Raw genomic sequence first — 22,678 nt, forward strand, 5'->3', positions numbered from 1 at the left:
AAAACTTTCCCCCAAAAAAGAGGTGTTAGATTGCTGAACACTTTGAAGATATTGTTCAATAACTAAATCAACAAATGTACTAAAAAAGCACAGAATCACTGTTTATATAGAAACAGTGAACTGCGCTTTAAGAATAATATAAATAGGTATTACCAAGAAAGATCAAATTGATGTGTTAAAATTGAACCGCTTCCACGTCTATAAGAAAACTTACCCGTAATTCCTGATGAAGCAATAACATCGCTATTAATAGGTGTATATTTCACAAAATTAGTTGTATGAGAAATTGGTGAATCATATACGATAGATGTTATCTGTTGTTTTGGCATATATTCAGAAGCAACATACATAGTTCCGTCAGCTTTCCATCCAGTTCCAAAATTAGCTGCCTGATATTCTAAACTAGTCATATTAAATGCAGCGTCTGATCTGAGTGGTGTTACTGTGTATCTAGTAAGTTTTCTCGTTGAGAACCCACCTAGTGACTGTCCATCATAATCTAATTTAATTCTCACTCCAACACTCGAAGAAGCTGGATACTTGTCTTCACTTAATTGACCAGCTGCTAATAAAGTTATTTCACTTTCTCCTTTAGAAATTACATCACCATTTGGAAAAACTTCTTCACTAAGTACTTTATGGATTTCTACTTTTGTTATTTCTACTTTATCTTCTTCGATTGTGGATAATAGTCCTTTGGGCTGCTCGTTTTCGTTTTCAGTAACTGTCACATATACTTGAGTATGCTCATTATTAACTAATTCCCCAGCTAGTGCTTTTTGAAACAATACCTCATTGGATAATTGAGACGATTCATAGTCAATAACTGTAGAACTTCCTTCATTTTCGTTAGCTAAAGCAACTTTACTTGCAGACAGAACAAAAAGGGCGCTAAAAACAAACATGATTATACGAAACTTCATAATTAACTTCCTCCTTTTTTATAAGTACTACTATGAGAATATGTGCTAATAGACTGTTTATAATAGTTTTATACTTTCATCTCCTTTTATTCCTTTTTTTGGCAATCATATTTATATTTATTTTTGCATATTTTCAGAAAAATGTCTATTTTTAGAACTATGCATTGTATGATATTGATAAATATGATTAAATTTTGTTAAGAAACAAATAAAAATAAACGTGTATAGAATAAAAATATGTATCTGAAAGGGTGTTATCAATGATTTACAAGAAAATTAAATATTTAGTAATTTTCTTTAGTCTATTATTTTTAACCGCTTGTGAAGGTGAGACATTTATATTATATGGAGAAAGCGAAAATTGGGCCGTACATTACGAAGTTAAGAAATCTACTGACTGTCAACCAACAAGTGGGTATATAAAATTTATAGGAAATCAACTTATTCCAGAAAAAATAGAGTATGCAATTAGTAATTCATCAGGGGATGTGCCAATCGAGGAAAATGGAACATTCACTTTGCCAAACGGATGTACAAATGCTACAAAGGATTCGGAAATTGATGCGGTAATTAAATGGGATAATCAATCAGAAACTATACTTTTAACTAATAAATCCAAATAAATTTGTGTTATAGTTTGGGTCTTTAATATTTAAAATATTAATCAATTGGACGCAAGTTAGAGGAATAAGGAGATTTAATATAATCAATCTTTTTAAAAGAAAGCTATCGTTTTGATGAATCTTTATTAAAAACGATAGCTTTTTATATACAGTAAAATAAGGTATTTAGAGTGCTTTTTAATCAGACGCTATGCATTCAATTTTGAAAGGTTAATAGTTGTAATTAAAAATTTAAGATTTATTGGTTCCTAAGCATCTAAATGGTTTAGCGTGAAATCTGCTCCTTCTACGATAACCCATGTCTTGTCATAATCAGTAAGCAATACTTGCATACCATATACTTCACTAAATGGATATGGCTTGCGAGCTTCTAAAATGAGCGGTTTACCACCAATGACTAAGGTTTGGTTATTCTTCATTACTAAATAGCCCGTTATGACGCGTATAGGCTCCTTAGAGCTAATAAATTCATTCTTGCCTATAGCATACCGTTTAATATTTTTTTCGCTATTGGTATGCATGTCTTTAATTTTAAACCTTTGTCCCTTTAATACTTTTCGCAAAATAGTACCATTCCGGCTGCATACATTTACTTTCTCACCTGCAATTTCGAGAATTCCATAATGCTGATAGGTAGCTTTATTGAACAAATAAAAAGCCCCCTACTAGTTCAAGTAGGAAGCTATCATTATTTATTCTATTTTCCAAAGCGGTTCGGCTTCATAGTGAGTATATGGCCTACTTTAAAGGAATGATTACTTTCGCTGTCGTTTCAGATTCTGCTGTTGTTTGGATAGAGATAGTGCCGTTATATTTTTTAACAACTTCTTTTACAATAAACAGGCCTTGTCCTCTTATTTTACCTAGTTCAGGCTTTTTCGTTGTAAAGCCTTGCTTAAATATTTGATGTGGCTCAGATATTGTTGGCCCTGTATTAATAATTGTAAAAACATACTTCAAGGCATCCGCATAACAGTAAATTGTTACTTTACGATCATTCTCAGGCAATTCAATTGTAGCGTCAATCGCATTATCAATTAAATTGGACAATATTTTTATTAAATCAGTTGTTTTTATATTATTGTAAGCATCCTGTGAAACCGTTACATCCATTTTAATATTATGATTTTGAGCCGCCAATTTTTTCGTTTGCAACAAAATGGACAGACCAGGATGATTAATATTTAATTTTAATGATTTTATTTCCTGTACATCTTTCGATAAAGATGATAAATAATGTTTCGCTTGATCGGCCTCTCCTAATTGTAATAGACCATACAATACTTGTATATGGTTGGTAAAATCATGTCTTAACGAAGAGACGGAAGTAATTAACGCTTTTATTTCAGTTTGATAGGTGTCCTCAGTAAGTTCCACTTCTTTCGTCACTTCTTTTTGATACCATCTTTGTAAAAAGAAAAAAGAAGCAATAACAAATATAATAAATAGTCCATTATAGATAAACAATAATATATTATTTTCTAGCACTTTACCTTTAATGCCATTGACTTTGTCGGCCCCTATATCAATTCCGAGATAGCCGATAATTTGACCATTTTCATTCTTAATAGGAGCCCCAACGGAAAGGTAGTCTCCATGATTAGGGTCCTCAATGACATTCGTAACATACGTTAATCCTCGGTTCGCTAATTTAACTTGCTTCTCAGGAACGGTACAAGGTATACCAATTTCAAAACCTTTAGTTATGTTGGCAGGTGCACCAGCTATCATGGCAGTAGATACTGTAGGATTATCAATAAGTAAAGTATACACTAATAAAGCGCCTAACTTTTCTCTCGCATCATTTAAGTAGCTTCTTAATTCCCAATACGCTTCACTTTCTACTGGATTATTTAAAAACTGCTGATATAGTTTGACATCAAGTGATGAAGCTATCGATATAGCCGCTTCTAGGCTTTGGTTTGCAATGGATTCTTCCACTGTCTTTTTCATTTTCACATAAGAAGTCGCAACATTTAAACTTGTAAACAATGATAATAAGACAGTCGCTAATACTAAAATTAGTTTAATTTTACGATTTTTCATACAAAATGGTACTTCCTCATCTATTTTATTCAATAAAAAACATATGTCATAATTACTATAACAGATTATTATTCATGTAAATTACAATAATATTATACTATAGTAATTTTCGTTTCATCATGTTTATTTTAAAATACCTTGAAAAAATTCGTTAAATCCAATTACACATTTTATTACACGCCAGTATTGTTATAATTTTTATTAGAATTCATTTCTTTCGTAAGTCGAAATAGCAACAAAACGAAAGGAGAACAGCCCAACTAATGTTATGCCATTCCCCTTATATATTCTTTTAAATTATAAACCAAGCCTTCTAAATTAGATAGTCTGAAGTATTTTTCCTTTAATGGTTTTCGGCAAAATAAGATTACCTTCTATATACTGTTGTAGAGAAAATGATAGCGGCATACAATTTTGTCCTATTCCTACAATCACCTGTAAATTAGATGGTGCGTAGATGACCGTATGCAAAGTGCCGAAGTATTCGTTATACTGTTTAACAAATAATGGTGTTTTCCCATTATTAAAAAGATGATATACAGACTCAGTCGTCCATGTATCTTTTACAGTATTATTGATAAAGCGTTTGCGTTGTAAAGAATTGTTAATATAAGCTCGATTTTTCGGTTGCAATTGCTGTGATTCAAAGTGATTAGTACAAATAAATGGCTTACCCTGATCCACCACTTGTTCAGTTGGCGTAGCCTCTACCACTACCACCTTCCCACTTGCATCAGTTATTGAAAAATTGTAGCAATAACGATGGGGAAGTTTGCTTAGTAAGTTAACGGCCTCATCAATATTTTTACACTGATCCAACAATATACGAACAATCGTTGATGCTAGAAAGCCATCCCCTTGCCATGCGTTATTGACAAAATGCAGGCCGACAACTAGCCCTTTTTCATTCATTCCATCCAGCCTGCCAATGAGTTGCTGGCTAAAGCCCACACTTGCATAACCTGCATGCGGATTAGAAAATACAAGTCTTGCATCATATAAAGAAGGACTAAAATCATAATTTCTTATATATTTCCCACCATGTACAAACGATGTACAACCCATTTCAGGAAAGGATGTATTATAACCACTATACATTTTAATGATGGTATCCAATGGCTGGTGTAAAGCATGTGCTAAACCTTGCATTTCTTGCAAAAGATTTGGGCAAACATCCTGTAAAATAGCTTGAGCCTGTGATGTGTTACAATTAGCTGTTAACGTAAGAAGTAGTTCTTGTTGGGCTAAATGAGCAGACACTAGATGTTCCTTACTTTGTTGGATTCCTGTCAGATAGGCATCGCCCTTTAATGCTATTACCTTTACCTCTATGTCATCATACTTCTCCATTTACTTCTCCCCCTAAATCCGCTATCTATTTAATACAATCGTAATCGTTTAAGTAACTGGAAGGTCAAGAAAAATAATACAAAAAAAGTTGCCTTCCACTACGGAAGACAACTTAGCATTTGACCAAATCATTATTTTTTAGGCAAAGATACATTATTTTAGCAAATGTTTTTTATTTCTATATACATGTACTAAAACAATCTATACCCATTATCTAAAGCTTTTCTCTTTAGATTTGAATGTTTTACAACAAGTATCTGATGATTGACTTGCCACCGCTTCTGTCATTGTATGCAATTCAAAATCAGTAGCAAACTCCTCATCCTTGTTACCGATACGCTTATCCATATCGATTGCAATTTTTTCAGCCCCACAGAAATTACCTTTAGCATGGAACACACAATTCGATACTGAACAGCTTACTTGAACATTCGGCATAATTATCCACCCCTTGTGATTGGTCTTGGCAAGTATAAAAACCATTATTGCTCTATACTCTCCAATACGTATTTTGTCCAATCCAAGCGTTTTTACAAGCAAAGTATACAAATAACTTCATTTGCTAATAAAACGGGAAAATCTGTGAACACTACTTTCGTAATGCTAGCTCCTGCATACCGTTTACTAGCATTCACTAATTTTCACCGGAGGACCTGGTCTTATCTTGAGGCTGTAAAAATTCTGGACGTTTACCATACCCCTTTGGCGCTAGACGTAATAAAGATTTTTGGATATCAAGCCAGTTCAAATTGGCGCCAATATTTAAATACGGTACACCTAGCACTCGAATATTTGCAACGTAAATAAGAATAAAAAACATGGACAAGAAGAAACCGAACAAGCCAAAAAATGCCGACAATAAAATAACAAATAAACGGAATATACTCATGGCTGTTACAAACGATTGATTCACAAGCGTATAAGCAGCGATACTGGAAATAGCAATTACTATAATCATGGATGGGCTTGTAATACCTGCCTTGATAGCCGCATCACCAATAATTAATCCCCCAACAACACTCATTGTTCCACTTAAAAGTGAAGGTAAACGGAGACTTGCTTCCCGAAATAATTCAAACATAAATAACATTAGTAATATTTCCAATAAAGTAGGAAAAGGCAAACCGGTTCTTGATTGTACAACGGTTGCTAGCAACAGAATAGGCATTTGCTCTTGATGATAAGTTGATAAGGCAAGCCAAAAGCCTGGTGCAAGCATACTTATTAATACACCAACAATACGCAAAAGTCGCTCTAAAGAACCGACGAAAGATGGATAATCATTATCCTCACCCGATTTAAACAGCAAAAATATATTTGGTGGTGTAATCATGGCATAGGACACACCGTCAATCAATATTAGAATACGCCCCCTACTTAATGATTGTAAGGCATAATCGGGTCGACCTGTATAATCATGGTGAGGGAGAATTTTAGCCTTTTTTTCTAATCTCTCCATTAAAATATCGCCACTAATCACAATATCCGTATCAATTTTACGTAATTGCATATTAATTTCGGCGAGCATTTTTTTGTTCGTAATGTCCTCCATGTAAAGCACAGCGACTGTAGTTTTAGAACGCTTGCCGATTTCCATCGTATTTACACATAATGAATTAGTCGGCAATCGTTTACGAATTAAAGCAATATTAACGAAAACATCTTCTATAAAATTATCTCTTGGTCCTTTTATGACCTGTTCTTCTTTTGTTTCTTCAGGCTTTCGATTTGGCTTTTTTGCAATGTTGCTTGAAAATAAAAGTTTTTCCTCTTCAAAGTAAAGTAAGGCGTTACCCGTAAATACACGTGTAATTGCATCTTCCAAATGGGTTATTTTTTGAAGATTAGGAATGTGTAGTTCCGTTATAATTTGGTCTTCAAGCGATGTGATCGAATCACCTTCGAATAACGCTTGCACTCGATCAATAATAACCTTATTTAATAAAAATTGATCAAACATCGATTCACATGTTATAAAATGCACAGTATATTGTTGAAAGCAATAAGATTGAAAGATAACGTCAGCAGAGCGTTGAAATAGTTCCTTCAACGTTGTCAATTCGATTTCTTGTTCCATTGATTGAATATTCCTCATCTCCTACTGAACCAGATTCAAACAATGTATTTTTCTAAAATACACTTAAACATATATTTCCCTATGCCTAAAAATTTATGCAAAAATTGCAATACAACAAGTTCTTTTTTCATTGCCGCTATTGATTGTCATTCGAAACTTATTTGCCAATCATTTTTTGCAAATTTGCCATTTCAATAGCTGACATTGCTGCATCATAACCTTTGTTACCAGATTTCGTTCCAGCACGCTCAATTGCCTGCTCAATATTTTCAGTTGTAACGATGCCAAAAATAACAGGTACGTTTGTCGTAAGTGATACACTAGCAATCCCTTTTGCAGATTCGTTACAAACATAATCGTAATGTGTCGTAGAACCTCTAATGACTGTTCCAAGACCAATAATGGCATCATATTTTTTTGTTTCAGCCAGTTGTTTAGCGATAAAGGGCACTTCAAAAGCACCTGGTACCCATGCAATATCTATCATTTCTTCGTCTACACCATGACGTTTTAGCCCATCTAGTGCACCACTAAGTAATTTACTTGTAATAAATTCGTTAAATCTCCCAACGACCACCGCTATTTTTAAATCATTGCCAATTAATTGTGCTTCAAAAGTTTTTCCCATCATATATCTCTCCTTTTACACTGTTTGCGTTTGTTGACGACGATATGTTGCTAATGCTTCAATCGAAATCATTTTTAAATGATGTTTTTTGGCATAGTTCACTAAATCATTAAAGCGTAACATTTCCCCATTATCGCCCATGATTTCACAGATAATGCCAGCTTGCTTACTATTACAAAGCTTTGCTAAATCAATTGCAGCCTCTGTATGCCCTCTACGTTCTAATACGCCATCTTCTTTCGCAACGAGTGGAAATACATGCCCCGGTCGACGAAAATCCTTTGCTTGCGCTTGGGGCTCTAGCATTTTTTGAATCGTCAATGCACGCTCAAATGCGCTAATGCCAGTAGTCGTATCTTGATAATCAATACTTACGGTAAATGCTGTTTGATGATTGTCTGTATTATGAGCAACCATAGGATGCAACACCAATTGCTGTGCAAGCTGCTGTGAAATCGGCGTACAAATAAGCCCTCTACCATATGTCGCCATAAAGTTGATTGTTTCAGCTGTCATAAACTCTGCAAGAGCGAGTAAGTCCCCTTCATTTTCACGATCTTCATCATCAACTACGACAATGATTTTGCCTTGCTTTAAATCTGCCATTGCTTCTTCAATAGAATGTAGCAAAATGGCCACCTCCTTATATTTGCTTGCCTTCTTCGCAAGTTAAAAGCCATGTTTCATTAAGTATTCTTTGGTAATAGTCGACGATTGCTGTCCCCGTTGTAGCTGATGAATAATGTATTTTCCAACTAAATCAGTCTCGATATTGACGATGGACCCGATGTTTTTTGTGCCTAACACCGTTTCCTTATATGTGTGTGGAATAAGGGATACTGTGACACGGTTATTATCCACTTCAAAGAGCGTTAAGCTTGTACCATCAATGGTAATAGAGCCTTTTGGAATACAAAAGCTTGTTAATTCGTCTGGCAGCTCGATATCAATATACACTGCATTAGCCATTGGACGTTTACGTATAATTTTCCCTACACCATCTACATGCCCCGATACAAAATGACCACCAAATCGTCCATTTGCAGGCATGGCGCGTTCCAAATTAACTGCATCACCGATAGTAAGTTGCCGCAAATTCGTCGCTTTCACCGTCTCCGGCATTACGTCCATCGTCAACTCGTGTTCATTAAAATGGGTTACAGTTAAGCAAACGCCGTTGACGGCTATACTATCACCAAGTTTTACGTCGACTACCATTTTTGGCGAAATAACAGTAATAATCATACTTTGTCTATTGCTTTGCAAGGTTTTTACTGTGCCAACATCTTCAATAATACCTGTAAACATTTTCACCCTACTTTCTCAAAATAGCATGATCAAATTGCTTCATATCCTCCTTTCCACATTTGTTGCTAAACAAAAAACCCCTTATAAAAAGGGGTTTGGGAGTTCCAATAAATAAGACGTCAAGAAATAAACCTATTGGCTTTATTTTTTTCCACAGGCTGCCATCTCATCGTTCTTCTCCCATCCAGACTATCACTGTCGGTTTTGGATTTGCACCAAATCAGCTTGCGCTCACGGACTTTGAATTACTTCATCACCGCCGATTGGGAATTTCACCCTACCCCGAAGAACAGATACTTATTCTATTTTTCACTAAATAAAAAACTCCCCAACGTTGATGATGGGAAGTCGGTTTCCGTATAAGCGTAGCCAAATAGACCTTTTAAAGTCCTACGAATTTAAAAAGCTTATACAAGTACCCTTCTCCCATCCAGACTGTAACTGTCGGTTTTGGATTTGCACCAAATCAGCTTGCGCTCACGGACTTTGAATTGCTTCATCACCGCCGATTGGGAATTTCACCCTACCCTGAAGGATATGTTTATTTAGTTATCTCATACGATAACATTATTTTAAAAGATTATCCACCAAAAGTTTGCCTTCATCTCTTAAAACGATAAGCTCTTAAAACAATCTAGATGGCGCTGAAAGGAAAAGGCGCCTAAAATAGCAAAAGCTCCTTTATTTAAAAGTTAGAAAGTAACCTTCAAACAAAGGAGCATATAGTACCTTATTTATTATTCGTCTTTCTTTGCAGGGACAACTACACGAGAATTGCCCATCATTAATACGAAAATGGCTGCAATCACTATAGGAATAAGTGCAAGAAGGAATACATGCGTTACCGAACTAGACATCGCATTAACAATGATATCTAGAATGTTAGCTGGCATTTTCTCACGCACACTTGGTTCAAAAATTTGTCTCATATCGCCACTTTCAAACATTGCAGAATTAGCACCTTGCCCCATATTTTTAAAACCTTCTGCTAGTTTACTTGTAAAGACATTGTTTTGGATTGTTCCAAAAATCGTCACACCCATCGTCATACCGAGCGTACGAAGAAACGAATTGGTTGAGTTCGCAGTCCCTCGATAACGAGCATCTAGGTTATGTTGCGATGCTGTCGGTAGTAGTGAGAACGAGAAGCCCATACCAAAACCTACAAGAATCATATACAGCGTAAGAAGGATTCTAGCCGTATCTGGCGTTAGTGTGCTTAGTAAAAACATACCTACAAAATAAGAGATAACTGAAATAACCATTAAATTACGGTAGCTTATTTTCGTTAAAAAGATACCACCAAATGCACTACCTGCAACAGATCCCAACATCATTGGCATCAGGACTAGTCCTGCGTTTGTTGCTGAACCACCGTAGACAGCTTGCACATAAATGGGGATATAAACTGTTAAAATAATAAAAGTACCGCCATATAAGAAGGCCAACATTTGCGAAGAAGCAAATAAGCGACGCTTAAATAAAAAGAAAGGAAGGATTGGTTCTTGCGCTTTCAACTCTACAAAAAAGAACACAATAAAGAACACCGCAAAACTGATGAATAATGCAATAATTGGTGCTGAACTCCAATCATATTGTTTACCGCCCAACTCCAATGCAAACATCAAGCTAATAACCGCCAATACAAGTGTAATGGCTCCCCACCAATCAATTTTCTGTTTTGTCAGCACTGGAGATTCTTTATAATTTTTTATAATAAGAAACAATGACACAATGCCGATCGGCAGGTTAATATAAAAAACCCATTCCCAACCGAAATGATCGGTAATATAGGCACCTAAAAGTGGTCCTACAACACTTGCGATACCAAAAACAGCACCAAGTAAACCGACCATCTTTCCTCGTCTTTCTGGAGGAAAGATATCAAAAACAATTGTAAATGCGATTGGCATTAACGCTCCTGCGCCAATCCCTTGTATCGCTCTAAAAATGCTCAGTTGCTCAATCGTATGCGCGACACCACAAAGAGCCGATCCAATCATAAAGACGCCTAATCCAAAAATAAAAAAGCGCTTTCGTCCGTACATATCGGATAATTTACCGAAGATAGGCATACCCGCCATCGTAGTGACCATATAAGCAGATGTCACCCAAATAAATTTGTCCATTCCGCCAAGTTGCGATACAATCGTTCCCATCGCAGTTGCAACAATTGTATTGTCAATTGCTGACATAAAAATGGCAAGCAATAAACCTGCCACGACTAACTTTGTATTACTAATACTTTTCGATGCTTCCATCAAGAATCTCCTTTACAAATTATTCATACCTTCGCAAGAATGAACACGCAATTAATTACATATTCAACAAATATTTCTATTATCTTTTCGTTCAGGATGTTAACAGTCTAAAAGGTGCTTTATCCTTTGTCAAGCAAGCAATCCCTTAACATACCCAAGTTAAATCTCACGTATGAATCAACAAGAAAGTGCCAGTCACTTTTTTTGTGACTGGCACGATTTAGCACAACAAAAAATAGCTAGAACCCCGTTGCAAACTTACAACTTTTATAAAACTAATTTTGATGTTTTATCTCGAAAATAATATTTAGAAAACCAAATATTTAAAGCGATCGTAATGATGGTTGTAATTATAAATATAATAATAGTTGACCAGCCATTGGAAACTCCCAACCACAGTAAGAAAAAATGACCAGCCATCACGATAACCAAAATTGGTAATCCAAAAAGTAAACTAACTAATACATTCGGATTTGATTTTACTGCTTCAGATGGGTTTTCCCAGTCAATACTAGGATGAATCATATCAAAAACAGGTGTTAGTAGATTATAACAATACATCAATATTAAGATAGTGAGCATCATCAAAACCGTTGCCTTGTTCATATAACCAAATAGCATAAAGATTATAAAACTTGTTGTAACAGCAATGCCACTAGGAATAGCTGCTACTACTACTTTTGAGAAATAAATTTTCTTGCTGTTTAATGGCAAGCTTCTTAACAGGTGATAATATTTACCTTCTCTGGAGTATGGCGTGCCACTGACGTTATTTATACAGCCGATCAATAAAACCCCATAGGCGAAATATAGTTCAAAATCACCTTGTTTCGTAAAATTACTACTAATCGGAAGCCATCCTGCTTGCATACTAGTTAAAAAAATCAGGACCAAAATAGGGCATAACTCTACTCCGAGTACAATTTGCATTTTAAAATAGGGTTCTGTATGAATGACCCATAATTCTCTTTGTAAATAATTTGCCCACTCATTTTTGACATGGTAAACTTTTGTTCTTTTTTTACTTAATTGGCTGCCTTCAAGTAATCCGTTTTCAAAATAATGGATGGATAGTATTTTTACAATGAAAAGGAATAACAGTACACTCATTAAACTCATCGTAAGTAACGCCATTATGAAAAGGAGAGAAAATTTACTGGACGTAAAAGAATAGGCGATGTCACCAACGATAGGCATGGATAGCACTAGTTCATATATTTGTTGAATGAAATTACTCAATGACTGCTTTAATGCTGTGAACGTTGTCAAATCGATGCTTATTATGTTGATAAATAGCTGATTTTTTATATATTGAATAACAGTCACACAAAGCGATACGGACAATATAAAGAGTATAATAATATTTACTATAAAGTATGTTGCTTTATTGATAAAGTGATGTCTAAAACTATTAATAAGCGCTAAGATAAATAACACAAGTAGGATTATGAGTATATTAGATAGTGGTATAAAAAGCATTAACTTTATTATTTCTGTAAATTTCGCTTTAAAGCCCAACGATAATAATGTAGGTATTTGAGTGATAGCAGATACTACTGTTGGTAGCAAAAGCATACTGCCAATTTTCGATACAATAATATCTTTTGACGAAATAGGCATATGGGCCATTATGCCAAATTCAAAATAATGGAATACTGTTGTTAGGGCAAAATAAATAACTAGACCATAAACGAGAAGATTTGAAATAATAAAATTGTAAAACAGATATTCTTCTGTGTTTCCTAAATAATTTATTGCTATGTTGATAGTGGTTAATTGTACAAATATATAACAGAAAGCTATGATTAAAACTGCCTTTAACATAGGTTGTTTAGGCTTGGCGTAAAACGAAGAAACAAAAAATTTAGTTAAAAGAAATTTAGTATTCAACATTTTGTTTCTCCATAAAAAGGGATTCCAGTGTATTTTTCTCAACTATATCTTCTACGTTTTCATGGAGAATGATTTTACCACCTTTTAAAATCGCCACTGCATTGCAAATTTTTTCAGCTATATCGAGAAGATGTGTGGAAAAAAACACAGTACCACCCTCTTCAACGTATGACTGCACTATTTTTTTAAACGCTAACACCGACTTAGGATCTAACCCATTTAACGGTTCATCCATAATTATTATTGGAGGATTAATCGTGAAGCCAATAATTAGCATTAATTTATGCAACATACCATAAGAGTATGTACCCATCGCTTTATGTATGGCTTCCTCCATCTCAAATTGTGTAATAAAATTTTTCATTCGTTCTGTTTGCTTATTATCATATAATTTCATAACAAAACGCATCCAATCATAGCCCGATATATTTTTGAAAATATTAATAGTATCTGGAATAAAGAAAAACTGTTTCTTATAGTTGAGTACTTCTAATTTGCTAACACCATTAATAGTAATAGTACCCTCGTCTGGTTCTAAAATGCCCGTTATACAATTTAATGTTGTTGTCTTTCCCGCACCATTTGACCCTACGAACCCCAATATTTCTCCTTTTTTAATGTGAAGCTCTAGGCCATTTAATATTTGTTTACTACCATATCCTTTTTGTAAATTAGTGATTTTTAACAAGTCCCCCCTCCTGTCTATTAATTTTTATGATATTTCTTGTGAGCAATCCAATTATGTGAAATCGACACCATTAAAGTAATCCATATAAACGTTATTAACATATTTCCATATAAATGAGAATCGACTGAACCCTTTATTAAAACTATCATTGCATGCTGACTCATAGCAGCAGGATTTACTAAATCCATTATTGGATGTAAGCCACTAATCATCTTGAAAAGAAGCAAGCAAACAATACTAATTAACGCTATAACGCCTTGTCCATTGAAAATCGTACTGACCATAAAAGTAAAGGAAAGAATAAATAAAACCCATAGTAAATAAAAAATAATTGCTAAAATCATATTTAAAAATGGAATATGACTAAACAAAAAATTGACATATACATACGATACAAAATATCCAAATAACACACTTACTGCTACAAATGAAAAATTAGCAAAAAGTTTGCCCCCAATATAGGACCCTACATTTACTGGTCTTGTTAAAATAAAGTCGAGCATTCCATTGGCTTTATCGGACTGAATAATGCCCATCATGGCTATGACAATTATCATAATACCTAATTGATCAAATTGTGAGCCAAGTGTTGCTGCCATTACTTGTGCTCCATTCTGCTGAATCATTGCGGGATCAATGGTAATACCTTGATTTCCTCCAAGTGCACCTAAAATGGCTGGCAAATAATAAGTGACAACCGGTTGTGTTGCGCCTAAAAACATAAAAACAAGTGGTAACCAAATAATCTTAAATTCACGAAACATCTGTACATATTCTTTTTTCGTTAAAACATAAAAAGGACTCATATACTCACCACCATTTTTAAGAAGATTTCTTCTAACGTTTCATTGCTTCCAACTTCAAATCTAACAATATCCAAGTTGTTTTCCATTGCAAATCGGATTAGCATATCCTTATTTATTTGAACATTTTCGAGTGTAACCTTCGCTCGTTTTCCGATTACTTCTACACTTTTTACATACTGTAACTTTTCGATGATTTGCACCCATTGCATATCATGGGATGCCACTTCAAGATGCACAACCGATTCCTTGTTATTTGTTAATAGTTCATCTATTGTCGTATCTTCAATTTTGGTTCCTTGCTTCATAATGACAAAACGTTCACAAATTTCTTCTGCATCGCCTAAAATATGAGTAGATAATAAAATAGTCGTTTCATGTTTCATTTCCTGAATTAAATTCAAAACCTCTCGCCTGCCAATTGGATCTAATGCCGATACCGGTTCATCCATAACGATAAAAGCTGGTTTGTGTAAAAGGGTTTGAGCAATACCTAATCTCTGCTTCATGCCGCCAGAAAATGTCTGAACCTTTTCATTTTGTTCATTAATTAGTCCCACTTTTGTTAAAATAGTTGGTACTTCATCCATTAGCCTCTCCTTTGATATTCCTGATAACTGTCCCATGAAAAAAAGTGTTTCTTTTGCAGTCATCCAGTGGTAGAAATCAGGATATTGAGGAAGATAACCGATTTCCCTTTTCATTTTGGAAATTCTTTTCCCGTCTAATAACACTTCCCCTTTATCCGCAAATATAATGTCTGAAATGATTTTAATTAACGTAGACTTTCCAGCTCCATTTGGTCCAATGAGTCCAACACATTGTCCGGTTTCAACGACCATCGAAAAATTGTTTACAGCTGTCTTTGTGTTAAATTTTTTTGTCACATTTTTAATTTCTAACTTCATACACTTTTTCTCCTTTGCGGCCAATTGTGAAATATAAAATTGGACCAATTGTATTAAAAAGCAAAATAACAATTGTCCATAAAAGTACATTTGCCCTCTCCTTGCGATGCTTATACAAATCGAACAAAGCAATCAATATAAGCGTGAGACCTACTATTAAAAACGGCAATGCAATCTGTAACACAGCTAACCAATCAATATCCTTTAATTCATTTAACCCGTAATGAAGTTTCATAATAAATGCTCCTCCTATTTTTCATTATCATTACTAATAATGATAACATTAACACACATTTTTTGGAATTGCACTTGTTATTTCAATAAATTTTATGCTACCATCAACATTATTATCATATTTGATAACAATACGTTGTAATTTTTTTCTTATTACTAATACAAAGGAGAAAATATGGTGAATAAAGCTGAAATTTTAATGCATCCTGTAAAAATGAAAATAACTCAGGCTCTAATGCGGAACAAAGAAAAAGGTTTAACGCCGCTTGAAATGGTGAAAATTATCCAAGATGTTCCACAGGCAACTCTTTATCGGCATATTCAAATGCTACTCGATGCAGGGGTAATCAAAGTTATAAAAGAAAAAAAGGTTAGATCTGTCACGGAAAAATACTATGTACTTAATGAGGATGCTGCCCGTCTTGATTCAGCCGATTGGAAAACAACAAAAATGGAGGAGAAAATTAGTTTTATTTCCTATTATCAATTATCTTTGTTATCACAATATCAAAATTATCTTTCTACGTTAGAGAATAACAGCAACTCTGAGGATTGTGCGACCTTCTCCCTTTTAGAGTTAAACATTGATGAAGATGAATTTGAAAACTTTCAACGAGAGTTACATGATTTAATGCTTAAGTACTACCAAAGGAAAAATAATAACGCTAATGTTCTTAGACGTACAATAGCCGTGACTATTATTCCTGATAATAACCATTAACCAGCTTTTTTACGTTGCATGTACTCTAAAATATAGTTGCTGTATTTTTTTATTGCACAAAAATTATTTTCCTCGTTAACCTATTTTCTATTTCTTTTTTTTCGTATTCATGTCATCATAAACGCAAGTGTAAGCAACAACTTCCAAAAGGAGAATAAATAAATGAAACATATTATTTTTGATTTTGATGGCACACTTGCAGATTCAACGGCTGTTTTCGCTTCTGTATGGAACACCATCGCCAGAAAATACAATTTTAAAGAAGTAAAGTTAGAGGATATTGATGCACTAAAAAAAATATCGCTTATTGAACGAAGTAAATTATTTAACTTTCCCCTCCACAAGCTACCGATCATACTCCCCCAATTTTATCGATTATACCAACAGTCATTACAAGACGTTCATCTATTTGACCATATCAAGGATGTCTTAAAGGCCATTACAGACAAAGGGTATACAATCGCCATTATCTCCTCTAATGCAAGTGATAACATCAAAGAGTTTTTAAATGTGCATGATATCGATTGTGTCTCCGAAGTTCTATGCTCCAGCCATATTTTTGGAAAAGATAAAGTCATTAAAAAATATTTAAAAGAAGCGAATATTAATAAATCGGACGTTTTTTACGTTGGCGATGAGCAACGTGACATCGTTGCCTGCAAAAAAGTTGGTATTCCAATTATTTGGGTTGGTTGGGGATATGATGCACTTGAAGTAATTCAATCAGAAAAGCCTGATTATAAAGTATATGCTCCGAAAGAAATTTTAAATATTGTCTAATATATTGCATATCCTTATGCTTAAAAAAGGTATCTAGAAAGATATAGTTCCGCAAAATACAATTGCGTGATTCCTTATTATAATTGTATGGAATCACGCAATATTTGTTTTTTATAAATGTCTACTGTATAAAAGCTGACTTGCATGCTAGCACGTTCTATTGGGCTAGTTTGTTAAAATTGCTTGGTATTTTTCAGCTGTTCTCACTTCAACCGTAAGAAAATCTTGTCCATAGGTGGCCTTTATTAAAAATGGTACGTCACTCGTATTTTGAAATCTAAAATCTAATGTTCCATAAGACACCGTTGCATCTCTTCCCTTCGGTACATAGCCTACATCTAGTGAATGATGATGCCTTTCCACAAATTTTATCGGAAGTTGATCGACTGCATTAAACAATGTGGACGACGTTTGGCAAATTCCCCCCCCAATACCCATGACAAGTTTTTTATTAATAATTTCTGGTGCAGGCTGATAGCCATTCGCTTCATCTCGTGGACCTACAACCGTATTGAACGAAAAAGAATCTCCGCTGCCAACGATGACATTGTTAATAGCCTGTGCGGACAGCTCAATATTTTTATTTCTTCCAGCATCTGATGCGTTGAAGTATGTTGTATACGAGGCGACAACCACATCTTCCAAATACGGAATATCTTCAAGATAATAGCCACTTTCAGTTATATAAATTGGCATTTCTACCTTGCCACCCGTTGTAGATACTGCAAGCACCTTTTCAACTAATTCACTTTCTTTTAAAATGACCAGTGGACTTCCTTTTATAATCCGTCCGTTATCATCCAATTTATCGAGCTCCATCCGCTGATCATAACCAACGTTTGTTTCGGTTCCTCTCGCAAGTTGTTGTGCCAATTGTTCAATGCTCTTTTTATACGTTTCGGGATCTGTTTCATAGCCTAGTTCTTGAGGTGACAGCATATAAATAACTTCCTTCGTTTGCGGATCAACAAGTTCAATAATAACAGGGCCAGATTCCTGCTCCTTGTCCTGCGTAAACGTAACCGGCTGCTTTACATCGTCCATTTCATGTTGTTTATTTCCTACTTTTACCTGACAACCAGCTAAAGCCATCGTACATCCTAAACAAAGTACAGCCATCCAGTTTTTCACCATTTTAAACACCTACCTCTAACTTACTTTCAGCAACATCTTATTCGAGTCGTAAGGATAGTGTGTTTCTTTTCAGGTATTTTTATTGGTCGTGATATTAATATTTGTTCTTTTAATAAGAAAAGTTAGGTCAGTACACACTTGAAAAGCGGTTTCTTCCATTCACAATTTAACTAAAAGAAAAACACCCCACAAAAGTTTAGATGATCACTTTTGTGGCGTACTTTCTGTTAAAATATTGAGTTTTCGGCATATAGTAAGTACATCAAATTATCTCATCTTTTGTTCTTTCCAAAAAGGAAAATGAATAAAGTAAAAGTTGCAAATAAGAATAATATAATGGTTGTCGCTCTAGGAAAATAACCATTTTGGACTTGATGAAAAATTTTTTTAATGAAAATGATAATACACTAAATATGATAAGTATTACTAAAATATGTATCTCGTTTTTATTTTTCATGCAACCTGTACATTGAAGTATAATGTTTTTTTCATAACATCATCTTCTATCCCTTTCATAGTATATATTCGATAAATTACAGTATTCTTATTGATTTCTAAAATAATATACACTCTTTATTTTTTCACCAAGCATTATTTGAAATTAGTCATGATAGTATGCAAAAAAACTGCTCCTAATTTAGAAGCAGTTCCTTTTACATTATTTTTGGATAAACATTTGAGACCAGTAGTTACCGTCTTTCACATACCCTACACCGATATGTGTATAGTTTTTGTTTAAAATATTTGCTCGGTGCCCAGCACTGTTCATCCATGCATTAACTACTTCAGCTGCTGATTTTTGACCTTTGGCAATATTTTCTCCTGCTGATTTATAGGTAATACCAAAGTTTTTCATCATCGTAAATGGTGTGCCATACGTTGGACTTGTATGGTCGAAGTAATTTTTGTCATGCATATCTTGAGATTTATACTTAGCTACTCGAGAAAGCTCCCAATCTTCTGTTAATGCTGGAAGCCCTGCTTTTGCTCGTTCAGCATTGACAAGCTTTACTACTTCTTGCTCTACAGATGCTTGCTCATTTGTTGGGATATTAATTTTTTGACCTATATTTATTTGATCAGGATTTGCTAATTGAGGATTGGCATCAATTAATTCCTGTACACCTGTTTGTGTTTTTACGGCAATTTTCCAAAGAGAATCCCCTGCTACTACTGTATATGAATCAGCTGCCATCGCGCTAATCGGTACTAATAATGAAACCGATAATACAGATGCCATCGCCACTTTTTTTACTTTTTTAAACATGTAAATCATTCCTTCCTGTTTTGCTCTCTTTTCATGGTAAATAGTTTTCCAACATAATTCATCACTAAATATTTGGAAGGATTTTTACAATTGTATTACATCCGACATAATCGACGTATCGATTACTAAAAGAACGGCCTTTTTGCACAACTGATTAGTAATATATTTGAAATATAGTTGTAATAGGAATAAATTACTATAAAAAATGCAGTAGATTTAAAACCATTTCCCACATCATCAACCAATAAATAGAATTTTTATAGCTAATTAATGGTAAAAATTTGGCAATCGCCATGAAAACACTAGCAAGCGCCACAAAGCCCTCGCCTATCGCCACAAAAACACTGGCAACCGCCACAAAGCCCTCACCAATCGCCACGAAAACCCCGACAATCGCCACAAAGCCTTCACCACGCGCTTATCACAAGTAGAGAACGTTCCTAAAATAAAAAAGCATACTAGGATTGCTCCCAGCATGCTTCGAACTTCTTTACTTATTGATTTTCAAGATAGCCGTATCTTCTACGAAGGTTGTTGTATTAAATAAAAACAGCACATCTTCTATACCGTTTTCAGCCATATATTCCGTTATATTACCATTATAATAACGTAGGTCAATGACATGTATTTCAGCTATATGATTTGTCAGAAACGGAATAACATTATGAGCATAAGAGTCTTTAATGATTAGTAACTTCTGTTGGTCCATTTGTTGTGGATTAAGCTTTGTCGTAAGTTTCATAAGCGCATGCACGCCACCTAAGAAATAAGAATATTGATCCTTTTTTGTAAGAAAGCTTTTATTATACATGGTTGTGAAGGTTTCATTAGAGTCTGCTATATACATCTCTGTCTCTACTTGCTTGCGCGGTATATAGGCTTGTATTTGATCGGGCGCTACTCCTGTAAACTGACTTCGAGTATGATAACTACCGAGAAATGAATCACTGACCGTTTCAATCTTAAAATCGCTCTGTGCTAAGGGCTGCCATCCCTTTTGCTGTGCAAACGCAACATATGCCAAATAAGCGCCATATGTTGTCCAATGATGGTCTGTACGATAGTATATGGCTTCGTTTGTATGTGGTGCTAAAAAATCAAAACCATTGATAAATGTTACATCATTGTGTAATTGCTTTTCAATCCACTGATTAACTTTCTTTTGTGGATATACTGGTGCCAACCACGGTAGTCGTTCAGGATATAATCCAATGGAAGTCGGAGCTAGCATAAATGTCATGTTTACTTTGGGATGGTTTAGAGCAAATTGCTGAACCGCATCTATATCTTGCTGTAATTGCCTCTCATCCGGCTTTGTAAACTTATCAAATAAATAACCGTCTTTGCCTTTATAGATGTTATTATTCTCTTGTTGCAAGCGACTTTGTTCCACTATTGATTTAACCCCCAACCATTTATCACGAAATGGAAAATGATCCGTTACGAAACGCTCCGCTTCTTCGGCATATTTTTTCGACACCACATTATCCCATGTTACATGGGGTGTTGCTTGTAAATATCTGTTTTCCAGTTCGGAGAAGCGCTGATGAGGCAAAATGAAAAATAGAAGAGCGAAGAACAATATCGTACCGACAAAACTAAAGACTAATAATCGCTCTGCTTTCTGCTTCATATGGCTACCTCCTTAAAAACGAAAATATAAAAATGGATTAAACGTAGCATCAACTAAATAAGCTACAGAAAGAAAATACAACAGACAATACCAACCAACATGCAGGTATGATAATTCGCTTTTTTTGTGCCCTATTTTCATCGGTATTGAGGCAATAACGAGCACAAGCAACAGCACGAAATTCGTATAAAAATAGTACACGCTCTCATTATTCCATAGTAACTGACCATTGAATCCAAACATTGCCGCTAAATAATCGCCTATGTCAACTGGCTGATCAAAGGCGAATAACACCCATCCGATTAAAATAAGGAAGATGGCATACACATGGCGTAGCCAACGAGGTAGGCGAGTTAGTAATGATAAGCCCCACCATTTTTCAATAATTAGGATGACGCCAAAGTACAATCCCCACCAAATAAAATTCCAACTTGCACCATGCCAAAAGCCCGTAAGTATCCAAACAATTAATATATTGCGCATTTGGATCACTAACCCGCGGCGATTGCCACCTAGAGGAATGTACACATAATCGCGGAACCAAGTGCTTAGTGAAATATGCCATCTTCTCCAAAAGTCCGTAATACTTTGGGCAATATAAGGCTTGTTAAAATTTTCGTTAAAGCGGAAACCAAACATTAAACCAAGCCCTATCGCCATATCAGAATATCCACTAAAATCAAAATAAATTTGGAAGGCAAAGGCAAGTATCCCTAACCAAGCTGTCAACATTGGCAATGTTTCCAAATTGGAGCTAGAAATCGTGTCCCACAGTAAACCGATATTATTTGCTAATAGTACTTTTTTTGCTAAACCGATAATAAAGCGTCGTACACCTTCAGCAAACATCGTGATACTTTCCGTTCGGTGTTGCAGTTGCTCGGCAACCGTATTATACGCTACGATTGGCCCTGCTACTAATTGTGGGAACAGTGCAACAAACGTGCCAAAATCCAACCAATTTCTTTGTGCTTTTGCTGTTCCACGATAAACATCAATAATATATGACATCGATTGGAATGTATAAAAAGATATGCCGATTGGTAAAGGTAAGTCCGTAAGCGGAATATCCGTACCGAGTAAGGCATTAATATTGTGAATGAGAAAGTCAGCATATTTAAAATAAGATAACAACAGTAAATTCACAATGATAGAACATACAACAATGCCCTTTCTTTTTACCGATGACATAGTAGGTTTATCTAATAACAGACCAAAACTAAAATCCGTTAGCGTAGACACTAACATAATAACGATATAAACCGGTTCGCCCCATGCATAAAAAATTAAACTCATAAAAAATAAAATAAAATTTTTAATTTTACGTGGCGAACAATAATAAAGCACTAGCACAATTGGCAAAAAAACGAATAGAAAGAGCAGGCTACTAAATACCATCTG

The 22,678-nt window shown here is 34.8% G+C and carries 22 protein-coding genes, 1 pseudogene and 2 riboswitches; of the genes and pseudogenes, 3 read left to right on the forward strand and 20 right to left on the reverse strand.

All coding sequences use genetic code 11. The features are described 5' to 3' along the window. Positions 1–149 precede the first annotated feature (149 nt). The gene (locus ACIQXI_RS08715) at positions 150–923 is read right to left on the reverse strand and encodes a hypothetical protein (RefSeq protein ID WP_402923505.1); all 774 of its coding nucleotides are present in this window, start codon (positions 921–923) and stop codon (positions 150–152) included. Between the two features lie 260 nt (positions 924–1,183). On the opposite strand from ACIQXI_RS08715, the gene ACIQXI_RS08720 reads away from it, so the two are divergent. Continuing rightward, on the forward strand, positions 1,184–1,546 hold the full coding sequence (locus ACIQXI_RS08720; protein ID WP_402923507.1) for a hypothetical protein: 363 nt from the start codon (positions 1,184–1,186) through the stop codon (positions 1,544–1,546). A 248-nt stretch (positions 1,547–1,794) separates the two neighbouring features. On the opposite strand, the gene ACIQXI_RS08725 is transcribed toward ACIQXI_RS08720, so the two are convergent. The 14 genes and pseudogenes from ACIQXI_RS08725 to ACIQXI_RS08790 form a co-directional block, all read right to left on the reverse strand. Then, entirely contained in the window at positions 1,795–2,196 is a 402-nt protein-coding gene (locus ACIQXI_RS08725; protein ID WP_402923509.1) for a hypothetical protein, read from the reverse strand. 88 nt (positions 2,197–2,284) lie between these two features. Then, on the reverse strand, positions 2,285–3,592 hold the full coding sequence (locus ACIQXI_RS08730) for a Spo0B domain-containing protein (RefSeq protein ID WP_402923510.1): 1,308 nt from the start codon (positions 3,590–3,592) through the stop codon (positions 2,285–2,287). 318 nt (positions 3,593–3,910) lie between these two features. After that, positions 3,911–4,942 (reverse strand): C45 family autoproteolytic acyltransferase/hydrolase, encoded by a 1,032-nt coding sequence (locus ACIQXI_RS08735; protein WP_402923512.1) that lies wholly within the window; start codon positions 4,940–4,942, stop codon positions 3,911–3,913. 210 nt (positions 4,943–5,152) lie between these two features. Next, entirely contained in the window at positions 5,153–5,380 is a 228-nt protein-coding gene (locus ACIQXI_RS08740) for a DUF1540 domain-containing protein (RefSeq protein WP_402923514.1), read from the reverse strand. A gap of 196 nt (positions 5,381–5,576) precedes the next feature. Further along, a complete protein-coding gene (locus ACIQXI_RS08745) occupies positions 5,577–7,019 on the reverse strand; it encodes a spore germination protein (RefSeq protein ID WP_402923515.1) in 1,443 nt (480 codons plus the stop codon). Positions 7,020–7,176: 157 nt separating this feature from the next. Further along, a complete protein-coding gene (ribH, locus tag ACIQXI_RS08750; RefSeq protein WP_402923517.1) occupies positions 7,177–7,647 on the reverse strand; it encodes a 6,7-dimethyl-8-ribityllumazine synthase in 471 nt (156 codons plus the stop codon). Positions 7,648–7,665: 18 nt separating this feature from the next. Beyond that, positions 7,666–8,277 (reverse strand): annotated as a pseudogene (gene ribB / locus ACIQXI_RS08755) (3,4-dihydroxy-2-butanone-4-phosphate synthase); the annotation flags it as partial. 39 nt (positions 8,278–8,316) lie between these two features. Then, a complete protein-coding gene (gene ribE / locus ACIQXI_RS08760; protein ID WP_402923520.1) occupies positions 8,317–8,955 on the reverse strand; it encodes a riboflavin synthase in 639 nt (212 codons plus the stop codon). A 168-nt stretch (positions 8,956–9,123) separates the two neighbouring features. Continuing rightward, positions 9,124–9,249: riboswitch (FMN riboswitch) on the reverse strand. 120 nt (positions 9,250–9,369) lie between these two features. After that, positions 9,370–9,495: riboswitch (FMN riboswitch) on the reverse strand. Positions 9,496–9,692: 197 nt separating this feature from the next. Further along, positions 9,693–11,216, reverse strand: a complete 1,524-nt coding sequence (locus tag ACIQXI_RS08765; RefSeq protein WP_402923522.1) for an MDR family MFS transporter — start codon at positions 11,214–11,216, stop codon at positions 9,693–9,695. A gap of 267 nt (positions 11,217–11,483) precedes the next feature. Next, on the reverse strand, positions 11,484–13,109 hold the full coding sequence (locus tag ACIQXI_RS08770) for a hypothetical protein (protein WP_402923525.1): 1,626 nt from the start codon (positions 13,107–13,109) through the stop codon (positions 11,484–11,486). Then, positions 13,096–13,797, reverse strand: a complete 702-nt coding sequence (locus tag ACIQXI_RS08775; RefSeq protein WP_402923527.1) for an ABC transporter ATP-binding protein — start codon at positions 13,795–13,797, stop codon at positions 13,096–13,098. The genes ACIQXI_RS08770 and ACIQXI_RS08775 overlap by 14 nt, the downstream gene beginning before the upstream one ends. A 17-nt stretch (positions 13,798–13,814) precedes the next feature. Next, positions 13,815–14,603 (reverse strand): ABC transporter permease, encoded by a 789-nt coding sequence (locus ACIQXI_RS08780; RefSeq protein WP_402923530.1) that lies wholly within the window; start codon positions 14,601–14,603, stop codon positions 13,815–13,817. Continuing rightward, positions 14,600–15,508, reverse strand: a complete 909-nt coding sequence (locus ACIQXI_RS08785; RefSeq protein WP_402923532.1) for an ABC transporter ATP-binding protein — start codon at positions 15,506–15,508, stop codon at positions 14,600–14,602. Before ACIQXI_RS08785 ends, ACIQXI_RS08780 begins: the two co-directional genes overlap by 4 nt. Beyond that, positions 15,492–15,743: a PLD nuclease N-terminal domain-containing protein gene (locus ACIQXI_RS08790; RefSeq protein ID WP_402923534.1), complete on the reverse strand. Its 252-nt coding sequence runs from the start codon at positions 15,741–15,743 to the stop codon at positions 15,492–15,494. The genes ACIQXI_RS08785 and ACIQXI_RS08790 overlap by 17 nt, the downstream gene beginning before the upstream one ends. Positions 15,744–15,917: 174 nt before the next feature. Between ACIQXI_RS08790 and ACIQXI_RS08795 the strand changes: the two genes are divergently transcribed. Continuing rightward, positions 15,918–16,463, forward strand: coding sequence for a helix-turn-helix domain-containing protein (locus ACIQXI_RS08795; protein WP_402923536.1), 546 nt, complete (start codon positions 15,918–15,920; stop codon positions 16,461–16,463). 162 nt (positions 16,464–16,625) lie between these two features. Continuing rightward, positions 16,626–17,243: an HAD-IA family hydrolase gene (locus tag ACIQXI_RS08800; protein WP_402923539.1), complete on the forward strand. Its 618-nt coding sequence runs from the start codon at positions 16,626–16,628 to the stop codon at positions 17,241–17,243. 165 nt (positions 17,244–17,408) lie between these two features. On the opposite strand, the gene ACIQXI_RS08805 is transcribed toward ACIQXI_RS08800, so the two are convergent. The 5 genes from ACIQXI_RS08805 to ACIQXI_RS08825 form a co-directional block, all read right to left on the reverse strand. Beyond that, positions 17,409–18,377 carry a VanW family protein gene (locus ACIQXI_RS08805; protein WP_402923542.1) on the reverse strand — a complete coding sequence of 323 codons (969 nt, stop codon included), beginning with the start codon at positions 18,375–18,377 and terminating at the stop codon, positions 17,409–17,411. Between the two features lie 658 nt (positions 18,378–19,035). Then, positions 19,036–19,644, reverse strand: a complete 609-nt coding sequence (locus ACIQXI_RS08810; protein ID WP_402923545.1) for a CAP domain-containing protein — start codon at positions 19,642–19,644, stop codon at positions 19,036–19,038. A 196-nt stretch (positions 19,645–19,840) separates the two neighbouring features. Beyond that, positions 19,841–20,044: a hypothetical protein gene (locus ACIQXI_RS08815; RefSeq protein ID WP_402923547.1), complete on the reverse strand. Its 204-nt coding sequence runs from the start codon at positions 20,042–20,044 to the stop codon at positions 19,841–19,843. Between the two features lie 90 nt (positions 20,045–20,134). Then, positions 20,135–21,277, reverse strand: a complete 1,143-nt coding sequence (locus ACIQXI_RS08820) for a DHHW family protein (RefSeq protein WP_402923550.1) — start codon at positions 21,275–21,277, stop codon at positions 20,135–20,137. 12 nt (positions 21,278–21,289) lie between these two features. Next, positions 21,290–22,675 (reverse strand): MBOAT family O-acyltransferase, encoded by a 1,386-nt coding sequence (locus tag ACIQXI_RS08825; protein ID WP_402923552.1) that lies wholly within the window; start codon positions 22,673–22,675, stop codon positions 21,290–21,292. Between the last annotated feature and the right edge of the window lie 3 nt (positions 22,676–22,678).

Source organism: Lysinibacillus sp. NPDC097195, from assembly GCF_044762075.1.
Taxonomy (GTDB): Bacteria; Bacillota; Bacilli; order Bacillales_A; family Planococcaceae; genus Lysinibacillus.

Excerpts from the sequence above, each read along its gene's own strand:
- ACIQXI_RS08800 (WP_402923539.1), top strand. The coding sequence starts at position 16,626 with ATGAAACATATTATTTTTGATTTTGATGGCACACTTGCAGATTCAACG.
- ACIQXI_RS08740 (WP_402923514.1), bottom strand. The coding sequence starts at position 5,380 with ATGCCGAATGTTCAAGTAAGCTGTTCAGTATCGAATTGTGTGTTCCAT.
- ACIQXI_RS08770 (WP_402923525.1), bottom strand. The coding sequence starts at position 13,109 with ATGTTGAATACTAAATTTCTTTTAACTAAATTTTTTGTTTCTTCGTTT.
- ACIQXI_RS08825 (WP_402923552.1), bottom strand. The coding sequence starts at position 22,675 with ATGGTATTTAGTAGCCTGCTCTTTCTATTCGTTTTTTTGCCAATTGTG.
- ACIQXI_RS08780 (WP_402923530.1), bottom strand. The coding sequence starts at position 14,603 with ATGAGTCCTTTTTATGTTTTAACGAAAAAAGAATATGTACAGATGTTT.
- ribE (WP_402923520.1), bottom strand. The coding sequence starts at position 8,955 with ATGTTTACAGGTATTATTGAAGATGTTGGCACAGTAAAAACCTTGCAA.
- ACIQXI_RS08795 (WP_402923536.1), top strand. The coding sequence starts at position 15,918 with ATGGTGAATAAAGCTGAAATTTTAATGCATCCTGTAAAAATGAAAATA.
- ACIQXI_RS08715 (WP_402923505.1), bottom strand. The coding sequence starts at position 923 with ATGAAGTTTCGTATAATCATGTTTGTTTTTAGCGCCCTTTTTGTTCTG.
- ribH (WP_402923517.1), bottom strand. The coding sequence starts at position 7,647 with ATGGGAAAAACTTTTGAAGCACAATTAATTGGCAATGATTTAAAAATA.
- ACIQXI_RS08790 (WP_402923534.1), bottom strand. The coding sequence starts at position 15,743 with ATGAAACTTCATTACGGGTTAAATGAATTAAAGGATATTGATTGGTTA.
- ACIQXI_RS08820 (WP_402923550.1), bottom strand. The coding sequence starts at position 21,277 with ATGAAGCAGAAAGCAGAGCGATTATTAGTCTTTAGTTTTGTCGGTACG.
- ACIQXI_RS08805 (WP_402923542.1), bottom strand. The coding sequence starts at position 18,377 with ATGGTGAAAAACTGGATGGCTGTACTTTGTTTAGGATGTACGATGGCT.
- ACIQXI_RS08735 (WP_402923512.1), bottom strand. The coding sequence starts at position 4,942 with ATGGAGAAGTATGATGACATAGAGGTAAAGGTAATAGCATTAAAGGGC.
- ACIQXI_RS08765 (WP_402923522.1), bottom strand. The coding sequence starts at position 11,216 with ATGGAAGCATCGAAAAGTATTAGTAATACAAAGTTAGTCGTGGCAGGT.
- ACIQXI_RS08785 (WP_402923532.1), bottom strand. The coding sequence starts at position 15,508 with ATGAAGTTAGAAATTAAAAATGTGACAAAAAAATTTAACACAAAGACA.
- ACIQXI_RS08730 (WP_402923510.1), bottom strand. The coding sequence starts at position 3,592 with ATGAAAAATCGTAAAATTAAACTAATTTTAGTATTAGCGACTGTCTTA.
- ACIQXI_RS08810 (WP_402923545.1), bottom strand. The coding sequence starts at position 19,644 with ATGTTTAAAAAAGTAAAAAAAGTGGCGATGGCATCTGTATTATCGGTT.
- ACIQXI_RS08745 (WP_402923515.1), bottom strand. The coding sequence starts at position 7,019 with ATGGAACAAGAAATCGAATTGACAACGTTGAAGGAACTATTTCAACGC.
- ACIQXI_RS08720 (WP_402923507.1), top strand. The coding sequence starts at position 1,184 with ATGATTTACAAGAAAATTAAATATTTAGTAATTTTCTTTAGTCTATTA.